This is a genomic window from Sporomusa sp. (assembly GCF_035561155.1).
Lineage (GTDB): Bacteria > Bacillota > Negativicutes > Sporomusales > Sporomusaceae > Sporomusa.
Map to the genome: position 1 here is coordinate 1 of NZ_DATMYD010000104.1, position 19,157 is coordinate 19,157.

The window sequence follows — 19,157 nt, forward strand, 5'->3', positions numbered from 1 at the left end:
CTACTAGAGGACTATTTTGTCATATTTAAATGCAAACAGATGAAATAAAGGCATTTGTTATGTCAATGTTAAAATAATGTTAAAATCTAAAAAGATTTTATGATATATTGTTATTAGGAGCATTCATTATGATCGCCTAATAAAAGGAAGGGTTTGAGACACATGTCAAGATGGGAAACTTTCTTTAAGCAGATTCAGCAAGATTTTAAGTTATATGTATTTATACTTGCTGTTTTCTGCTTATTCCGTGTGAGTTTTATTTTGTATCTCAATAAATATTTAGATTCGGCAACCGCTATATATGATATCTGGCTTGCCCTGATCTACGGCTTTCGCATCAGTTTAAAAAGCGCCGGTGTCGTAGTCTTGCTGTCGTTTCTGTTTAGCACAGTCTTAGTTGTCATATCGAAAAATGACAAACTTGAGAAAATAAGATCCACTTTAGGTTATTTCTATATATTTATTCTAACACTATTACTACACATAAGGATTCCTTATTACGAAGTATTCCATGTGGCATTTAACCAGTTTCTCTTTAATACCTTCAAAGATGATGCAGTCGCCTTATTTGTTACCATTATGCATGAGTATAACTTACCGCTACGTTTTTTCTCTATCATATGCATCTCGCTTATTCTTTGCAAACTGTTAAAGAGATTATTGCAAACTCAAACCTTCGCTTTACCGCAATTATCAAACCGTTCATTAAATATTGCCTTCCGGATTGCCTTAGTAGCGGGAATAGTTTTTTTTATGATCTTCACCCGTTTTGGCGGCAGTTTGACCTACACAAATTCTGTTCACTGGGAGAATGCCGTTGTTACCAAAGATAATTTTCTTAACGAAGCTATTTTAGATGACATTCAAGCACTTTACCGCGCATACTCTGCCCATGAGACACTGAAGAAAGCCGCGAAACTAAATATTGATCCAAAACAAGTAAAGAAATATGGCACACTATTGGCAGGTAAAGATATTGACACAACAAATGTTGAGGATTATTTCAGGAAAGAAGCTCAAGGGGCAATAATCCCTAAGCCACCTCATATCTTTTTGATTATTGGTGAGAGTTACGCTGAGTGGCCGCTGCTGCCAGAGTTCAAAGATTTGAACATCGCCAACGGAATGAAGAGTATTCTCGATAAAGATAATGCTGTACTTGTAAAACCTTTTTTGCCGACAGGTACAGGTACGATGGCTGGAATTAACGGAATTATTACCGGCTTCCCAGAGGTTAACCTTTATCCTAACTATCAGCAAGAGTCATATAAGACTGTTTATGCTACTTCGCTTGCCGCCCAAATGAAGAAGTTGGGGTACAAAACCCGTTTTTGGTATGCCGGTTTTGCTTCATGGCAGCGCATCAAGGAATTTACATTAGCTCAGGGGTTTGATGATTTTTATTCCTGCAGTGATTTTACATATGCTTCCGGCAATTCATGGGGAAGCGAAGATAAATATTTCATTGAAGGGTTCAATAACCTGTTTAAAGGTGAGCAGCCTAGTTTCAATGTTATTCTGACAAGCTCTAACCACCCACCGTACACAGTAAATATTCAATCAGAAGGTTTTAGTGATAGTATAGTTACCCCGGGTTTAAGCGGTTCAGCCAAAACAGACAACGATCTAATTACTAAGCTAGGTCATTTCTGGTACGCTGATAAATACTTGTCCAAATTTATCGAAGACATGCGCCAAAAGTATCCACAAAGTTTGTTTGTCGTTACAGGAGACCATGCCGACCGGGTAAACATTACACCAACCCCTTCGATGTTTGAACGTTATGCCATTCCCTTCATTTTATATGGACCAGGAATTCACAAGAATCTATTTGCCGCTCACGTTGCTGGATCTCATATCGACATCGAACCTACTCTCATCGAGCTGATAGCTCCGAAAGACTTTGTATATCATTCAGTGGGTGAAAGTCTGACAAAGGGAAGCCGGTTTGGCTCCAATTATGCCTTCTGGATCTCAGATACAGCTATAGGTGAGATTGATTCTGAAAACACTGAGACATTGGCAGTGAATAATAAAAATTCCTTGTCAAAGCCGGATTTTGCCGAACAAAGGCAAGCTATTGATGCCATGCGAGGGTTAGCCTGGTGGAGAATTAGTACAGGAGCATTTATTCAATAAAAATACCCTACTGTAAGTTCTGCTACAGTAGGGTATTTCAATATTTAAAGAGGAAACACATGCCCTAACTTATGGCTGCCAATAAAGCTGACCCGCCGGTAACCAAAATACTCTGAGCCAGTGCCAATGCGGTCATTAAAGGTGCTCCTTATTTCAACTTTTGGGCAATAATCACGAATTGTAATGTGTATAAGTCAGGTAACCAAACTTTTAAAATCTTCTTCAAAAAATGTTTGTTTTTAATACGATCAATATTGATAGGATGAACAGAGTTAACTACATAGTTGTTATTTTGGAAAAGATCAATCATTGTTTTCTTGGTGAAAAAGCGAAGGTGAGTTCTATCTAGCAATCCACTCTCAACATATTGCCAGTTACCCTGAATAAACAATTCGGTAAATATCTTGTGATGCCTAATATTTGGTATACTAGCAAGAAAATATCCATCATCATTAAGATTGTCTCTTAATTTATTAACTAAACTCCATGGATCTGTAAGATGTTCCAGCAAATCATTGGCAACAATTAGATCGTATTTACCATCTGTAGTAAAATCGAAATTCTCAATAGTTGTGTTATGTACAATATCTAACCTATTCTCAGCCTTTTTTGCTGCTTCTGGGCACAACTCAATCCCAGTTACAAAAGAGCCATACTTTTCTTTAATTAAATAACCAAATATCCCTTCACCGCAACCTAACTCCAAAACATTCTGCGGTGTATTGGGTACTAAGTCGAGCACTTCCGCTCTCCCCCAGCAATAATAGTTATCCTTCATTTAGACACTCCTTCTAATTTTCTAAACTTGCTCCATGATTCGTGCTATGGTAGATATTACTGAATAATTATTTTCAACATAATTACAACCTTGGCTGGCAATAACTTTTCTTTCATTGTAATTATTAAGATAATACTCAATTTTCTCTATTAGTTCCCGGCTATTGAGATAAGACACTAAGTGCTCATTATTGTTAAGAAATTTTTTCATATCCTTTCTGGTGTCAATTAATTGAAAGGCGCCACAGGCTAAAATCTCGAAAGTGCGTGGATTTACTCCTTCATGCTCAGGTATATGAATATTTAAGCAAATTTTTGAACGTCTATATACACTCCCAACTATACTTGGGGGTATTTTTCTATTCTCAATAAAAAGATGTAATGGATCAATTTTCTTAACAATTTTTTCTTTCTTCCACCAATATTTATCACTCCAGTAATGTCCATAAACGGCAAGCTTCAGTCCATTGTTCTTTGCATGATTTGCAACTTCACGCAAAAGTGAAAGACGATTAGGGGTATTAGCCCCAATAAATGAAATATCAATATCTTGTTTCACACTATTATCCTGATAATAAAATCGGGGATCATACCCAACCGGCAAATAGGAGCAAGTTAGTGAGAACTTATTAGCTATATAATCTTGATCTTTGGGTTCGAAAGAGAAAATCCTATCATAAAAATATAACTTACTTTCGTTTTCCGGCAGTCGAATAATACTGTCTATAAGATATAGGATTAACTTGATACCTTTTTGTTTAAACATTGCCATTGTTTCATCAAAAATCCATTCTCCATTGATAATGAAACAGATATCAGGGTTGTAGCTTTTACAATGATCAATAAGTTTTTCATTCCAGTCACGGTAATATTGTCTCTTGAATGAACTAATTCCCAGTTTACTAAGCTTCTTGGCTATATAATTACAATTTCCATAAAAACCAACCCAGGTCTTTTCAATAGCGTTATGTCCTAGTTTGTTTAAAGCCCAAGTTACACTTGATGTGTAATTAAAATAATCCGGCCCAATTACTAATACTTTCATGTGCACCGCCTATTTTGATTCTATATCAACTATCTAAAACAACTAATTAGACTCCATATACGTTCGTTTTTTGATAATATAATCTTAATTTTTAATTTATCCTTATATCGCGACTCTTCTAGAGAGATTTGCTTCAGCGGATTATACCATAATTCGTCCTTAAGCAACTCTATTACTTCTTTTTTATAGCCATATTTAATCGCTTTCCATAAAAAACGATATATCCATTGGCCGGTTTGTAAATCCAAAGCATGCATAACAATCTGCTTATCATTTTTGTTGTAATTACCGGTAATAAAATACTTAACTCGTTGTAGTGAGTAGTATTTATCAATCAAATTCCAATTCCAAGGCAAATTGCATGCTGAATTAGAGCGTTGTACATACACCATTAAATCTTTCTCAACAACATCCACATGAGTTAAACAGATAACTCTTATATAAAACTCGAAATCTTCTCCACTTCGGCAACCCTCTGCAAATTTAAGATTATTATCGATAAGAAAGTCTTTTATAAACAAGGCCGCCCCATTCGCAATAGAAACACGCCCCAACAGTACATCTGGCAAGATATTTCCTTTAGCGTAGCTAAATCGTTTGCTATGTAACTTTTTGCTACCGTTTCGATATAAACTAACACAACCACAGTAGACCATCGGAGCTCTAGACTGATCTATTCTGGCGATCATTTCTTCAAGAAAAGAACTTTCCCAAAAATCATCGCCGTCAAGAAAAGCAATATATCGTCCTTTTGCCAAATCGAGGCCACGATTGCGGGTTTTTGATACGCCTGAATTTAATTGCCGATATATATGAATTCGATTGTCATCGCAGGCAAACGATTCAACAACTTTTAAGGTCTCGTCACTTGAACCATCATCAATCAAAATCAATTCCCAGTTCTTATAACCTTGAAGAAGTATCGATTCAATGCTTTTCCCTATGTAGTTTTGTACATTATAAGCCGGCATAACTATTGAAACTAAATCGTTCATGAGTTCTCCCTTATAGCAATTGTAAAAAGACGTCTTCCAAATTATCTCTCATCGCATTCTTGCTAAAGTGGCTTATCACATATTCTCTACCGCTATTTCCCATGTCTTCAGCCTGCTTCGGATTGTCTATCAGCCTAATGATTGCCTCAGCCAAAGCGTCTACTGATTCAGGCGGTATAATAAAGCCGGTTTGTTCGTCTTGAATTACCTCTTGCTGCGCTCCTGTGCGAGTTGATATGGCGGGACGACCAGCAAGCATGGCTTCAGCCAAAACAAGTCCGAAAGTCTCAGGAATAACAGAAGGCAATACTAAGACGTTGATACTCCGCATTACACTGACAATGTCGGTGGTAAATCCATAAAAATCGACGAGGTGACTGATTCCTAGGTTGTCTGCTTGACTGCGTAACTGGTTAAGATAGTCCGGAGTGTTAGGATTTACCCCGCCTGCAACTAGTAGACGGCAGTACTTACCCTGGTTGTTAATCTTAGCTATTGCTTCAATTAAGACATGGACTCCCTTTTCTTTGGTTAAACGCCCAGCGAAACCAACAACAAATTCACTTGGCGTGAGGTTTAGTTGAGCACGGATATCGACTGTCTGGCAGGTAGAAAACCGCTCAATATCAATACCCGGATAAACAACTTGCACTTTGTTCAGATCAAGCGCTGGCTTATTAGCGAGAAAACGTTGTTTCACAAAATTTGATACACAAATTACAGCCGAAATCCGTCTGAAAAGCGATATATGAATAGCGTCGGTCTTGGCCGGAAACGGCATATGCCGGGTAGTAACAACTTTACCTCTACCGGCTAAACGTACGGCAAAAACGGCAAGCCAGGAATCTCTGCTTGTATGAGTATGAATAATGTCTACTTGCTCTTTCTTGATCAATCCAGCTAGCTTCCAAATGGTTTCAATATCAATAGCGCTGCGTATAGGTAGAACGTTAACCGGACAGACCTTAGAAAACTCCTGTACTAATAATTCTACAGGGCGAGTTACTATATTAACCTTATGTCCGTTTGCTGTTAACGACTGGCTAACATCCCGGACATGCTGTTCGATACCGCCCCACTCTTTACTTATCGAAATCATTTCGATTATAGATAGCTTTCTTTTTACAGTCGTTATAGTCAAACACCCCTTTAGCTGAATCCCTAAACCCGCAAAAAAATATGTAAAGGCTACTATAGCTTTTTAACTAACTTTTGCCAAACCTCATTCACTGTTATATCGACCATACACCCATGCTCAACACAACTATGCTCGCCACAACCAAGACAGTCTTTATTTGATAATATAACTGCATCAGGCTGGTGGTATGGTGAATATCGACGCGGGTCTGATGGACCAAAAATAGCAACTACCGGAACTTTCTGCGAGACGGCAATGTGCATAGGACCTGAATCACCACTGACAAATGCGGCGCATTTTTTTACTAGCGCCGCCATCTCTAACAGGGTTGTTTTTCCGGTAACTGTGACTAAACGCTTGTGGTTGCGGTTAGACATCTGTTGGCGTATTTCTGTAACATCTTCAACATCCATGGGGCCGCCGAAAAAGATGACTCCAAATCCTTCACTCAGTAGTTTATCAGCTAATGCGGCAAACCCACTTTTAGTCCAACGTTTTGTCGGCCAACTACCACCTGAATTCAATCCGATTACCGGTTTTGCTGTTGTATCCCTGCCAAACGCTGTATGCCATAGGTCATCTGCTTTAGCTTGCGACTGGTCATCTACCCATAGCGCTAAGCCGTGGGCATCAAATATCCTTACACCTATTGCCTTACAAACTTCCAGATAAGCATCTGCCTGGTGGATATCCTTTCGTTCTTCAACAACCTGGTTGAAGAACATACCAAACCCTTTAGCGGCAAAGCCAACAATGTTCTTAGCACCGCTAAATGCCGCAATAGCCGTAGCTCGTTCATTGGCGTGAAGGTTGACTACCAAATCATATTTTTGCTTACGAATATCTGATATAAGACCAATATAATTAACTAGCTTATTATGATACCCTTTTTTATCTATGGCAATCACTTCTGATAAATTGGGGTTATTTTTTATAACATCTGCATTCTTGGCATCTGCTAACATCGCGATATGTGCCGCTGGAAAATTAGTGCGCAAGCTCTGGATAAGCGGCGTTGTAAACAGCAAATCGCCTATATACATAAGATTGATGATTAAAATTTTTTGATACACTGTTATACCTCGTTCACACTAATCTCTGTTTACTGAACATTAGATGCAATTTCAACAAGCTTCTGAGCAAACATCCGCGGCGAGTATTCTTGATTTGCTCTAGCCAACTCAGAAGCGTACGTTGTTTTCCGCTCATTGTAGGTATTGATAAACTGCTCTAATGTATTTTGTAAAGCCTTATTATCACTCGCGGGAAAAGTCAATCCAATGGCATATTTCTCGAATACTTCAGGATTAATATCCGCAGCTGCTACTACCGGTTTATTAAAGCCTATGGCTGTGAACAACATAGCTGACCAATGGTAGCGGTAGCGCGTAGCAGAATAAGGCATGATAAGTGCGTCTACACTGGCTATAGCCTGCTGCCACTCCTGGCCAATAAGGGCTTTGTGCCAAAATTCGAGTTGCAAGTTTGCTTTGTATTTTTGTTCAATGCGGGCAAAGTCAGCAGCGTCTTCTGGTTTGACGGTAGCTCCCTGGATAATCATCTCATACTCGGTATCGATATTGCACGATAACAAAGTATCTAGAAAAACATCTAAGTTTTTTTCTTTGCGGTATTGCCCAAAAAACCCAAGCGTTAGCTTTGCGGTTGAACTATCATTCGCAGTACGCTCATGCTCAATGTCACGTGGAGTAAATACCGGTGGCTTTATACAATGAACTTTGGATAGTTTCTTTCCAAAAACATCTTCAGTAAATAGCAGTGCCGCAGCATTAATATTGGGGCACTCTTGTAGTTTTTCCATCTCCTTGAAAAACTTAGGCGCCTCTTTGGGATTAATGCCGTGCATGACAAATATTACAGGAATAGGCGACTTGCGAATTGCATTTATATTCACCGCCCGCAGATACCGATAGGTTGCTGTTGGTACGATGATGGCGTCGACTTGACCGTTACAAGCATACTCGTATAACGTTTTAAACCATCTTTGACGGTTAAACTCCCGCTTAGCAGATAACCATGCTTTCTTAAGACCGGAGACACCTTCGTAGCTTACACCCTGACCGGGTAAAAAGTGTACCGGCACTCCGTAGTCATATTTAAAAACATAATTTTGGGGGACATACAAACTAACGTCATGTCCTATTCCTACCAGTTCATTAACCAGCATTCTATCAAAATCTATTTCATGCCCAGCCGGTGTCATTATTGACTCAAATATTCCGATTTTCACGCTCTGAACTCCCTGGATTTTGTATATAGTATAACTTCACGTATTTAGCCATGGTGTAGAAATAGTGAAAAACTGCCAGGATGAAACCGGCTTTTCCATCCCGCCAGCCTGCGCGAAGAATATACAGCTTAATAAATGCAAACATTGGACGAAGCACAATATCACCGAGAAAATTCACCTGTTTTCCTTTCAGGGCATTTTTCTCAGCAGCTAGTTTGGTATACACATTCAGTTTGTTAAAGTATTGTTCCCAACTACTATAGGTATAATGGATAATCGGAGACTTACAGGTTTTAAGTGCCAAACTATATACAGGAGCCGGATGCACCAGCCCCTCAAACCGAACGCTGTCTCTCGGAAAAAGGCGCGGAACATAATCTGGATACCAGCCACCATGCCGCAGTGGATATCCCATAAGATGATTCAAACGTGGAGTCCGGTAGGCGACGCGCTCATTCAGAGCCACGGCCTTCTCGATCTCTTCGCGAAGCGGTAGGTTAATCCGTTCATCAGCATCAAGGAAAAAAATCCAATCAGTGGTTGCTTGCAGAATTGCAAAGGTCTGCTGTTCGCCCCAATTGCCATCCAAGCCCCGCTGAACTACCCGAGCACCAAGTTCGGTTGCTATTGTTACAGTATTATCTGTGCTGTAATCGTCTATAACTATTATTTCATCTGCGAAACTAGCACTCTTTATACAATCGGCAATTCTTTGTTCTTCATTTTTGGCTAATATTAATACACTAAGACTCATCTTATATCTACAACCTACTTTCAGAAACTTAACCAACAATTTTTAACAGTTCTTGATATACTAGCTCTGCATTAATATCTGACAAGCAGTCTATCTCTTTTGGGCATTTGCGATGCCAACAACCTTGACACGAGCGGTTTGCCGTTAGAACGATATGCTGTGTACCATAGGGCCCATTGCGACTTGGATCGGTCGGACCGAACAAGGCAATCACCGGGGTGTTCAAGGCTGCCGCCAGGTGCATTGGTCCTGTATCACCGGCAACAACAGCGCATGAGTTTCTTATAATATAAGCTAATTGTTTAAGAGATGTTTTCCCCACTAGATCTATCGGCACAACAGTACTTTTGCTGATAATTTCATCTACTGCCAGTCTATCGGCGCCTCCACCGACGAAAACCGGAATTATTTCATGTTCGAATACCTTATCTGCTAGTTTAGCAAAGTTATCCGTAGACCAGCATTTATTAGGCCAATTCGTTCCAGGTATCAACACAACGTACCGCCTATTTATATCTAGTCCTGCTTGTTTCGAGATTGCACAAGCCAACTCCGCTTCTTTTGCGCTTATATTTATCATAAATTCCGGCTCATCAATTTTGCAGCCTAATTCTCTTACAACGTCTAAGCATCGTTCAACAATGTGACCGTTTTGGTTTGGCCCACATGTTTTTTTGCCAATTACGTCACTATACTCTCTGGCATTGCAGTATACCAACCGTTGGGGTGCTCCACTAAGAAAAGATATAGCGGCACTCTTAAATAATCCTTGTAAATCCAGCGCCAGATCGAATCGACGTTGCCTCAGAGCACTAATAAATCCTGGTGCGTACTGACAAAATCCTGTGAAAGACTTAAACTTTGCCTTTTCAAAAGTAATTATCTCGTCAATATACGGGTTGTTTGTCAAAAGGTCATAGGCCGGTTGTTCCACAACCCATGTTATTCTCGCTTGCGGAAAGCATTTTTTTAAAGCGGGTGCAACCGGTAGAGCATGAATCACATCGCCTATAGCACTGAGTTTAACGATAAGAATATTTTTATAAGTCAAGAGACTGCCTCCTGTAGTTTAGTCATTTAAACTTCTTGGCCGCTAATCTTCTTGATGATATTACTTGAAGACCGTCCCTGCACTTCAGGTATCAGCACAATACGTCCACCATAGGCTTCCACTATGCAGCTTTCAGGTAAATCTTTTATGCTATAGTCTCCACCCTTGGCATAAACATCTGGTTTTACTTCAGCAACGATGTTTTCAGCTGTTTTTTCTTGAAAAATTACCACATAATCCACGGCTCTAAGCGCCGCCAATACTTCGGCCCGGTCATCCTGGCTGTTAACCGGACGGGTGGGGCCTTTTAGGCTGCGCACAGAGTCATCACTATTCAGACCAACAATAAGGCAATCCCCCATCGCCCGGGCACCATTCAGATACCGGACATGACCAGCGTGTAATATATCAAAGCAGCCGTTGGTAAAAACAACAGTTTTACCAGCGGCTTTTAAATTGGCAGCAACAGCGCTAATATCAGCACGGCAGACAATTGTCATGGTTGATGCTCTCCAATCGCCCGTTTTAGTTCAACCGGGGAAGCTGTAGCCGTTCCAGGCTTGCGAACAACTACTCCGGCAGCAAAATTAGCTAAACACGCGGCGTCATAATACGATGCCCCGGCGGCAAGTGCCAGCATCATAGTGACAACAACTGTGTCCCCGGCACCAGTAACATCATACACTTCACTCTTATTGCTGACAGGAATGTGAGAAATAGAGCCACAACGCTCAAATAGGGTCATGCCTTCAGGTCCTTGGGTAATTAAGACCGCTTCAGAATCTAGTCGTTCAAGCATTTCCTGACCTACTTGTATTAACGAGTTCTGGTCAAGAACCCGGAAACCTAATGCGTTGGCAGCTTCAGACTCGTTTTGCTTGACAAGTTTAATACCTTTATAAGCCATAACGTTGTAACGGGAATCCACCATCGAGGGTATACCCGCCTTGCTACAAGCTTCAATGACAAATTCTCTAACCGCCGACGAAACGGTGAAACTGCCGTAGTCACTCATAACTACGGCATCCATGTTCCTGATATTTTCTTCAACATAGCTGAGAAGTTGATTTTCAATATTAGTAACAAGAGCTTGTCTGCTTTCCCGATCGATACGTACAATCTGCTGGCGTACGGTAGCCTGCCCTCCTGCCATAACCCGCGTTTTAGTTATTGTTGGGCGTGAGGAATCAACGATAAAGCCTTGTGTGTTGACATTTTTTTTTGTCAGCACTTGGGTGAGTTGCTGGCCGGCATTGTCGTCGCCTATCACGCCAACAGCATACACTTGCCCCCCCAAAGTCGCGGCATTATGGACGGCGTTAGCCGCACCGCCGGGAACGACTGTCTCACATGAGTGTTCAAGAATCAAAACAGGCGCCTCCCTGGAGATACGCGAAATCTTACCTTCAAGATAAACATCGGCTACCATGTCACCGATAATCATGATTTTTTGGTTTTGGAGTTTATCGATATAGTTCACAAGATGCTGAGACATGAGTGGAATGGCTCCTTTCAGAGTTACGAGGAAAGAGTATTACCATTTGCTAGTATTAATATCAAATCTAAGTTGATCGCGTTCAGCACGATAAGTTATTTTGGCTTCCCAGCAATGCAGATTGCGATACCAGCTATAGTCTACGTCGGCAACCTTGTGGTTATCCAGATCATAGCTGTGACTGATGCCAATAGCATTCATTTTGTCGATTTTATAGGTAAAGCCAGATTTCAGTTCACGGCTCAAATCAGTTTTATCATACTCAAACAGCGTGTCATTATTCTGGGTATAATGATATCCAACCCAAGTACTGAGGCGCTCAGACCATTTTTTATCCATGGTAGCGTCAAACTTCCAAATATTTTGCGTAGAATCATCATAGCTTTCCCTTACATGCTGAATCCCGGTTCCTAAATTGAGGTTGGCACTGCTACCAATTTTAATCGGGTCATGCTTAAGATAAAGACTATAATCCTGATGCCAGCTTGTTTTTGCTGAATCACTCCATTTACCATAAGCAGCAGTAAAGGTGTAGCTTATAGGCAGATTGCCCAAACGATGCGGATTGTAGGAAAATTTAAATTCTGGTTCTTTCTTTATCCAATTGCTATCAACATCTCTAAAATGGCCTTGGGCAATACCAAAGGTATAGTCTTTTTCGCGATGGATCAGTCCATAGTTTGGTTTAAAATTGGCCCGTGAGTAGTAGTCAAGATTAGCATAGGCTGATACCGTGTTGCCAAGAGGATATTCTAGGCGTTGCTTTATGAAAGCACCGTCATCACTATCGTAACCTAAGCGAGGAAACACTCCGCTCCCCTCATTCGGTTTCAAGGATTGTTGGTATTTAGGAAGAGTAAAAATCACCATATTTCCAATCCAAAATTTGGCATTATAAGCAATCATCTTATCACCAGGCCAAATTTCGATTTTATCTGCGCTGATATGGTAATCAGGTACTTTGGCTGGGCAAGTGGTGGCTGTACCGTTGTTAATGGTTAATTTATCTGGGAACATGCTGATATTGTTGCCAGAAATATATTTACTTTCAACTTGGCCTTTAGCCATTTCCATGCTGCCTGTTTTGAGCTTGTAATTATAAATGGTATTTGTACCTGTAATCGTTGTGCCTTGTTGAGAAAGTACGGCTTTGTCTTTCACCCAGACTTTGCTTAGTTTGGTATTGCCGTTAATTTGTGCAGCTTCCATGCGCTGGCCTGCGTTAGTAATAACAACATTGCCTGTGGCTTGGATGTCTCCTGTTTCATCACTAAAGGACAAATCATTAGCCTCAATGACAATCGGAACTTGACTGGTTGCCGCTTGCTTGGCTTTTGTTTCTTGAGCCTGGCTTTGATTAGCAGCGCCAGCAACTATAATGAAAGCCAATAGTCCGAGGATAATTTTTTTATTATTAGCCATAGCGCTTAATATTCTCCTACTAGTAAAAGATTATGGGTAACAGGCGTGTATTCTACAATCTATTCGACAAATCCATCGCCATTCCTTCATGCTTTGTCCGGTAATATGTAGAAAAAGCCGCTATTAGGCGACTTTTTCACTGGATTTACCGACTATTTTACTTTAATCCCATAAACTTCAACGTTATCTTTAGTCTGAATGTACATCTGGCTGCCGATAGGAATGTTAGCATCTTGGCCACTTACAAAAGCACCGCCAATGATACCAACAGGTCCTAAGATAATCATACCGGCTACGCTGGCACCGGCTGCTTTGGTTAAAGATTTGGTCTGTTCTTTGGCTTTATCACCTAGAAAGGTATTAACTTTACTGCCGTCAACCGCTTCAAGATTATCAAAGGTTATTTCAAGCTTGGCATCCCGGCCAAAGTTTCCGGCTTGCTGGACTTTTACCACTTTACCGATACCGGTTGCCCCTTTGGGAAGTACCAGTACACCGTCAATAAAAACATCGTCGGCTACAGCTAATGCGACATTATCGCCAGCTCGGCTTTTTTTGCTGTTCAAGGTAGATAGTGTTTTGATTTTAACCAATGTATCCTTGGCTATCGTCACGGAATTAACCTCAAATTGGCCGCCAGTATAGGCAAGGCGAAGCAGTTTATCGGTACGTTCGTCCAGAGACCCTGTAGTGGGACTGCCGTTCATAGTTTTCTCAAGATTCTCAATTCGTATCTTTATTGGGCTATTGCTGACACTATGGGTAAGTGTCCACTCCACCGCGTTTAGCTTGGTAATAAGCGATGACGACTGCTCTGTTGTTTCAAAAGCATGGTTATACAATTTATCCACACGTGGCAGTACCGCAGTGTGTGCTTCTTGTCCATATATGTCCTGTTCTAGTTTGTTTACCCGATCGATTAATGCTCCCGTTTGAGTAGCGCCGTATATGGTTCTTTCAACTGTCGCCAGTTTGCCGATAACAGTAAGTTCGCCTGCTGCTTGAGCTGATACCGGAGCTGCTAATAGTGAAATCAGCAGCAATGTGAGAGTAATAGTTGCTACTAACCTATTTTTAAGCAAACCAAATTCCTCCTTCGAAGTATTTTATTAGCATATTTCGGCACGATACGCAAATAATCCTGCCAGACACTAGCAGGATATTAGGAAGATATATTTTATAAACACTATTATAGGCTGAAAAATAATATTCTTGAGGACACTATAAGGTCATATTATCAAAAAGAACTGTCTCCAGCGACATCAAGAGCAAAACCTAACACGGAAACAAATAGCACAATCTTTTAAATAACGCAAGCCTGACCCCCGTATGACCCCCAAGAAGAAAAAACCCGCTAACAAAATTAGCGGGTTTTCGTTGCTTCTAATTAGAAGCTATAAACAAGTTGGGCAATCAGGTTTCTCTTGTCGCGAGTACCTTTATTTTCTTCCAGATCGTTGTACTGAATGGTCAGGATGCCATTCTTGAACACAGCGTAGTCAAAACCGTATTCCAGACCTTTAACATTGTCGTTTTCAAGCAGGTAGACGGCGTCCATACCATTGGCCATATCAAGAGTACCTACATTTTTTTTGTCAAAGTTTTCATCAGCTTTTCTATAGCCAACCCATACGCCGTAGGATTTAGCTTCGCTAGCTTTAGCGCCACGGTATTTGATCTTGCCTGCCCAGGCTTTTGCTGCGTCGCCCGCGTTTTTTAAATTAGCCCAGTCAGAGTCGTTTTGAGCATACTCACCACTTACAGTGAAATTTTTCAAACCAGTGTATTTCAAACCAGCAGCAGTGCTCTTATACAGATTGCCAGTAGCAACTGCACCGTCTGCATCGTCTGCGAGGTAAGAAGCGGTAAGATTAAGTTTGTCATTAAGCTTGAAATCAATATTGCCAACAACAAAATTCCATGTTGAGTACTTGAAAGCACCTGCGGTAACTTTAACATCCTTACCAGCAGTTACTACTAAACCATCATTGTTTTGGCTGTTATCATACAGTAAGCCTTGGCCCAGGTAACTAGGTTGACGACCAAAGTTATAGGTCACAGCGCCATCGAAGATTTTACCAGTGATATAAGCTTGGTCAAGAACTGTATTGTTAGTGTCAGGAGCAGGGCCAATACCAGTGCCGGAGACACCCCATGAGGATTCGCTGTGGAAACGGCCTTTAAAGGTTACGTTTTCATCAATAGGTGCAGTCATGGAGAGACGTACACGGGTTTTTTCGTAGTTTTTCTTGTTTGTAGTTGAATCGTCGGAATACTCATAACGTGCACGAACTTCACCAGTGAACTTAACTTTGCTGGCGTTTTTCTCAAGGTTATCAACACGAACGCCGAGGTTGTTGAGTTCTGCGCCGAATTCGGCTTTCAGAGCTTCAAGAGTTTTCTTGGTGTCAGCATCGGCTTTGTCGCTGTTTGCCAACGCTTTGCCGACGATAACGGCGATTTCATAACGGGTAAGGGTTTTGTCGCCTTTGAAGGTGCCATCGCCATAGCCGGAGATTACGCCGGATTTAGCAAGCTTGTTGATGGAGTCATAAGCCCAGTGTTTTGCAGGAACGTCGGTGAAAGGGTTAGCAGGAGCAGCAAGGGCAGTTCCTGCTACGCTCATTGCAAATACTGCTGCAAGAGCCATAGCTGTTTGTCTTTTCATGTGTGTTTGCCTCCTTAGATTTTACGAATTTTTTTAAGCTTCTAAGGAGAGATCAATATGAGTGTCCATGTTTCCTCATAGTTCTCTCATTATTTGCCTGATGTAATATATTCTACAATATGTATTATATTCCTTCATTGTCAAAAAAATAATTTTCAAAAAAAACAAACCGCTAACAAAAGTTAGCGGTTTTAGAAATTTCAATCTTAGAAGCTATAGACTAGGTGAGCGCAGATGTTTTTCTTATCAATTTTGGTATTTTTTTGTTCCAGGTCATTGTACTGAAAAGTCAATACACCGTTTTTGAATACGGTATACTCAACACCGTACTCTAAACCTTTAACATTGTCAACTACACCAATGCTGCCGTCCAAGATACCATAATCAAGCGTGTTTAAACCTGCAGGATCGAAATCTTTGTCAGCATTTCTGTAGCCAATCCAAACGCCAGCAGTATTAACCGCACCAGCGTTGCCGTATTTTACTTTAGCCATCCACGCTTTAGCATCGATATTTTTAGCGTCGTTTTTACCATACTCGCCACTTATTGCGAATTTACCGAAACCAGTATAGCTTAAGCCTGCTGCAGTACTCTTATACGCCTTAGTAGCATCCTTATCTTTGATGTAAGAAACGGTTACATTGAGGTCATCAGCAACCTTAGCGTCTATGTTGGCAGCAACGAAATTAGACTTGCCTCTCTTAAAAGAACCTGTGGTAACTTTTACATCTTTACCACCGCTTAATACTAAACCATCATTGTTATCGCTAACATCAGCGAGTAGGCCTTGGCCTAAGAAGATCGGCTGACGACCGAAGCTATAATCTAAACCTGCTGCTTTGCCACTGATATACGCTTGATCCAGTTTTACTTGATTTGCTGAATCTGCATTACCCCATGTAGATTGACTGGCTAAACGACCATTGAAAGTTACATTCTCATCTACTTGAGCAGTCATCTTCAAACGAAGACGAGTTTGCATTTTATTGCCATAGTCTTCTTGATAATCATAACGTTCACGAACTTCACCAGTGAACTTAACCTTGGAAGCGTTTTTCTCCAAATTATCAACCCGTACACCAAGGTTGTTCAGTTCTACGCCGAATTCAGTTTTCAGAGCTTCCAGCGCTTTCTTGGTTTCAGCATCGGCTTTGTCGCTGTTGGCCAACGCTTTGCCTACGATAACGGCGATTTCATAACGGGTAAGGGTTTTGTCGCCTTTGAAGGTACCATCGCCGTAACCGGAGATTACGCCGGATTTAGCGAGTTTGTTAATAGAGTCATAAGCCCAATGTTTCGCAGGAACGTCCACGAAAGGGTTAGCAGGAGCGGCCAACGCGGTACCGGCTACGCTCAGGGAGAATACGGCAGCCAAAGCCAGAGCAGTTTGTTTTTTCATTTTTTGTTTGCCTCCTTAGGTTTCTTGTTTTTTTGTTGAGCACTTACCTAAGAAGAGGGCTGTTGAGTGTCCATGTTTCCTCAATGTCTCTTCTTTCGGTTTTATGGCTCATATCTTAACGCCAAATTCTTAGATCGGCGTGAAGACCCAGTTAAATATAGGACATGGAAATTATTCCTATATTTGAGTTATTCTACATGATAGAATATATTCCTGCTTGTTTGTTAAGAAAATTTTACAAAAAAAAGTATTGATTTTTTGCACTCCACAAAAATGTTTACAATAATTATATTATCGTTCTCTAAAATAACGCTCAGCCAATATGACAGCAACGTAGTCATCTACCGGTACTGGCGGAACTTGCATGGTAGTTGGAAGCAGGCGTTTTAGGCCTTTGGGCGGATTATCTGTCCAGTAGAGCGTACGCGCCTCGTCAGTAGAGCGGTGTTCATCGACAGGTATTATATTAAGCTTATGACCGTTAGTTTTAATAGTTGCAAGGGCTGTTTGAGCGGTATGAGATGTAGTACCGTCACCGATGACTGTGGTTGTTAGATTATAGGTTGCAGCCAGGGTAGTCACTGTCGTAATCAGTTCAGCAGTGGTAATAACGTTTTTATAAATGACGCCGTGCTCCTTATGTACTACGGCAATTCCGCATTTTTCCCGGCCTGGGTCGATGGATAAGACTATGTCTGTGGGCACTAAACATTCCCTCCATAACTACATACTTTAGCCTTGTAAATGTTTCCGCTTTGATGATATCACATATATGCATATAAAACAAAAAGGACGCCACGAGGGCGTCCTTTTGTTGCGGAATGCTTATTAGAATTTAACGTTAACGGTAGCAGCGGTGCGGGCACCAAGCTCAATGCCGTTTTGATCTTCGAAGTCTTGGTACTTAACATTGAGGGTGGTGTTTTTAGCGAGGGCTCTGTCGTATTGAACTTCCAGACCTTTAAAGCCGTTGTTGTTCGCTACCGGAGTCAGATCAATGCGCATGTTAGAGTACAGCGGCAGGGCACCGGCTTCTACGTCACGGTATAGAGCTGTCAGGCCAAGTTTGTTGAACTTCAGGCCGTAAGCGGCAGCATTCGCGTTAACGGCAGTACCGTCAGTTTTGTAGAATTCACCAAGGGCAGCTACACCGTTGGTCAGTTTGAAGCTGGCGTTAGCACCATAAGTGTCGTCACCCGTGGTATCGTTTTTAACATAGTCGGCAGTAATTTTGGCACCGGCAATGTTGAGACCATATTCGCCGACATAAATGCGGTTTTGGTCTTTCATGTTACCGGCAAACACTTTCAGTCCGCCCAGGTTAGAAGATAAACCTGTCATTTGAGTGTCCATCAGGGAGCCGTTGCCAAGTTTAATGTCTTGACGGCCGATGGTGTTGGTCAGGCCAAGAGCGTTGAAGGTTACGTTGGCAGTGTCAAGATTAATTGAGCTCTTAGTAGTGAAAGCATCATCGTACTTAACGTCACCAGTAGTAACACGGGCATTAAACTTCATGTTGTCATTAATTTTACCGTCGAAGCTTACACGAGCGCGGAAATCGGTGTCATCACTATTATTTTCAAGAGCTGCGTAACGAACACGGGCGTCACCGGAGATTTTAACCATGTTGTCCACTTTTTTGTCAAGGGCTTCTACTTTTACGCCCATGCTGTTAAGCTCGGTAGCGAACTCTTTGGACAGTTGGTCAACGATTTCTTTTTGGTCGTTGTTGAGGTTCTTTTGCATGGCAGTAGCAATCATGGAAGCCATTTCGTAACGGCTAACAGTTTTGTCACCTTTGAAGGTGCCATCGCCGTAACCAGTTACTACACCGGCTTTAGCCAGTTTGTTTACAGCGTCATAGGCCCAGTGTTTCGCAGGTACGTCGGAGAACGGGTTAGCGAAAGCCGGAACGGCAAAGGCTACGGTAAGAGCAGTTGTAACAGCTACTTTAAGAAGTTTCTTGTTCATTCGAGATATCCCCCTTGAAATTTAATATATTTTAAATTTGCGGGTGTTGCC

General features: G+C 41.3%; 17 protein-coding genes. 1 reads left to right on the forward strand and 16 read right to left on the reverse strand.

What is annotated here, in order from left to right:
* Positions 1–162: 162 nt before the first annotated feature.
* Positions 163–2,139, forward strand: a complete 1,977-nt coding sequence (locus VN447_RS14520) for an LTA synthase family protein (protein WP_325526061.1) — start codon at positions 163–165, stop codon at positions 2,137–2,139.
* A gap of 148 nt (positions 2,140–2,287) precedes the next feature.
* Here the strand turns inward: VN447_RS14520 and VN447_RS14525 are convergent, their stop codons facing one another.
* The 16 genes from VN447_RS14525 to VN447_RS14600 form a co-directional block, all read right to left on the reverse strand.
* Positions 2,288–2,917, reverse strand: coding sequence for a class I SAM-dependent methyltransferase (locus VN447_RS14525; RefSeq protein ID WP_325526062.1), 630 nt, complete (start codon positions 2,915–2,917; stop codon positions 2,288–2,290).
* 21 nt (positions 2,918–2,938) lie between these two features.
* Positions 2,939–3,961: a CgeB family protein gene (locus VN447_RS14530; protein WP_325526063.1), complete on the reverse strand. Its 1,023-nt coding sequence runs from the start codon at positions 3,959–3,961 to the stop codon at positions 2,939–2,941.
* Between the two features lie 29 nt (positions 3,962–3,990).
* Positions 3,991–4,956, reverse strand: a complete 966-nt coding sequence (locus tag VN447_RS14535) for a glycosyltransferase family 2 protein (RefSeq protein ID WP_325526064.1) — start codon at positions 4,954–4,956, stop codon at positions 3,991–3,993.
* 10 nt (positions 4,957–4,966) lie between these two features.
* The gene (locus VN447_RS14540; RefSeq protein ID WP_325526065.1) at positions 4,967–6,097 is read right to left on the reverse strand and encodes a glycosyltransferase family 4 protein; all 1,131 of its coding nucleotides are present in this window, start codon (positions 6,095–6,097) and stop codon (positions 4,967–4,969) included.
* A gap of 50 nt (positions 6,098–6,147) precedes the next feature.
* Positions 6,148–7,167 (reverse strand): lipopolysaccharide heptosyltransferase II, encoded by a 1,020-nt coding sequence (gene waaF / locus VN447_RS14545; RefSeq protein ID WP_325526066.1) that lies wholly within the window; start codon positions 7,165–7,167, stop codon positions 6,148–6,150.
* 29 nt (positions 7,168–7,196) lie between these two features.
* Positions 7,197–8,345, reverse strand: coding sequence for a glycosyltransferase (locus VN447_RS14550; protein WP_325526067.1), 1,149 nt, complete (start codon positions 8,343–8,345; stop codon positions 7,197–7,199).
* Positions 8,326–9,099: a glycosyltransferase family 2 protein gene (locus VN447_RS14555; protein WP_325526068.1), complete on the reverse strand. Its 774-nt coding sequence runs from the start codon at positions 9,097–9,099 to the stop codon at positions 8,326–8,328. Before VN447_RS14555 ends, VN447_RS14550 begins: the two co-directional genes overlap by 20 nt.
* Positions 9,100–9,127: 28 nt before the next feature.
* Positions 9,128–10,150, reverse strand: a complete 1,023-nt coding sequence (waaF, locus tag VN447_RS14560; protein ID WP_325526069.1) for a lipopolysaccharide heptosyltransferase II — start codon at positions 10,148–10,150, stop codon at positions 9,128–9,130.
* Between the two features lie 26 nt (positions 10,151–10,176).
* Positions 10,177–10,650 carry a D-glycero-beta-D-manno-heptose 1-phosphate adenylyltransferase gene (gene rfaE2, locus VN447_RS14565; RefSeq protein WP_325526070.1) on the reverse strand — a complete coding sequence of 158 codons (474 nt, stop codon included), beginning with the start codon at positions 10,648–10,650 and terminating at the stop codon, positions 10,177–10,179.
* Positions 10,647–11,645, reverse strand: coding sequence for a bifunctional heptose 7-phosphate kinase/heptose 1-phosphate adenyltransferase (locus tag VN447_RS14570; protein ID WP_325526071.1), 999 nt, complete (start codon positions 11,643–11,645; stop codon positions 10,647–10,649). The genes rfaE2 and VN447_RS14570 overlap by 4 nt, the downstream gene beginning before the upstream one ends.
* 39 nt (positions 11,646–11,684) lie before the next feature.
* Positions 11,685–13,067, reverse strand: coding sequence for an LPS-assembly protein LptD (locus VN447_RS14575; RefSeq protein WP_325526072.1), 1,383 nt, complete (start codon positions 13,065–13,067; stop codon positions 11,685–11,687).
* Positions 13,068–13,219: 152 nt separating this feature from the next.
* Positions 13,220–14,149, reverse strand: coding sequence for a hypothetical protein (locus VN447_RS14580; RefSeq protein ID WP_325526073.1), 930 nt, complete (start codon positions 14,147–14,149; stop codon positions 13,220–13,222).
* A gap of 305 nt (positions 14,150–14,454) precedes the next feature.
* Positions 14,455–15,735 (reverse strand): S-layer homology domain-containing protein, encoded by a 1,281-nt coding sequence (locus VN447_RS14585; RefSeq protein ID WP_325526074.1) that lies wholly within the window; start codon positions 15,733–15,735, stop codon positions 14,455–14,457.
* A 206-nt stretch (positions 15,736–15,941) separates the two neighbouring features.
* Positions 15,942–17,135 carry an S-layer homology domain-containing protein gene (locus VN447_RS14590; protein WP_325526075.1) on the reverse strand — a complete coding sequence of 398 codons (1,194 nt, stop codon included), beginning with the start codon at positions 17,133–17,135 and terminating at the stop codon, positions 15,942–15,944.
* 291 nt (positions 17,136–17,426) lie between these two features.
* The gene (locus tag VN447_RS14595) at positions 17,427–17,840 is read right to left on the reverse strand and encodes a pre-16S rRNA-processing nuclease YqgF (RefSeq protein ID WP_325526076.1); all 414 of its coding nucleotides are present in this window, start codon (positions 17,838–17,840) and stop codon (positions 17,427–17,429) included.
* A gap of 123 nt (positions 17,841–17,963) precedes the next feature.
* Positions 17,964–19,106, reverse strand: coding sequence for an S-layer homology domain-containing protein (locus tag VN447_RS14600; RefSeq protein WP_325526077.1), 1,143 nt, complete (start codon positions 19,104–19,106; stop codon positions 17,964–17,966).
* Positions 19,107–19,157: the final 51 nt, after the last annotated feature.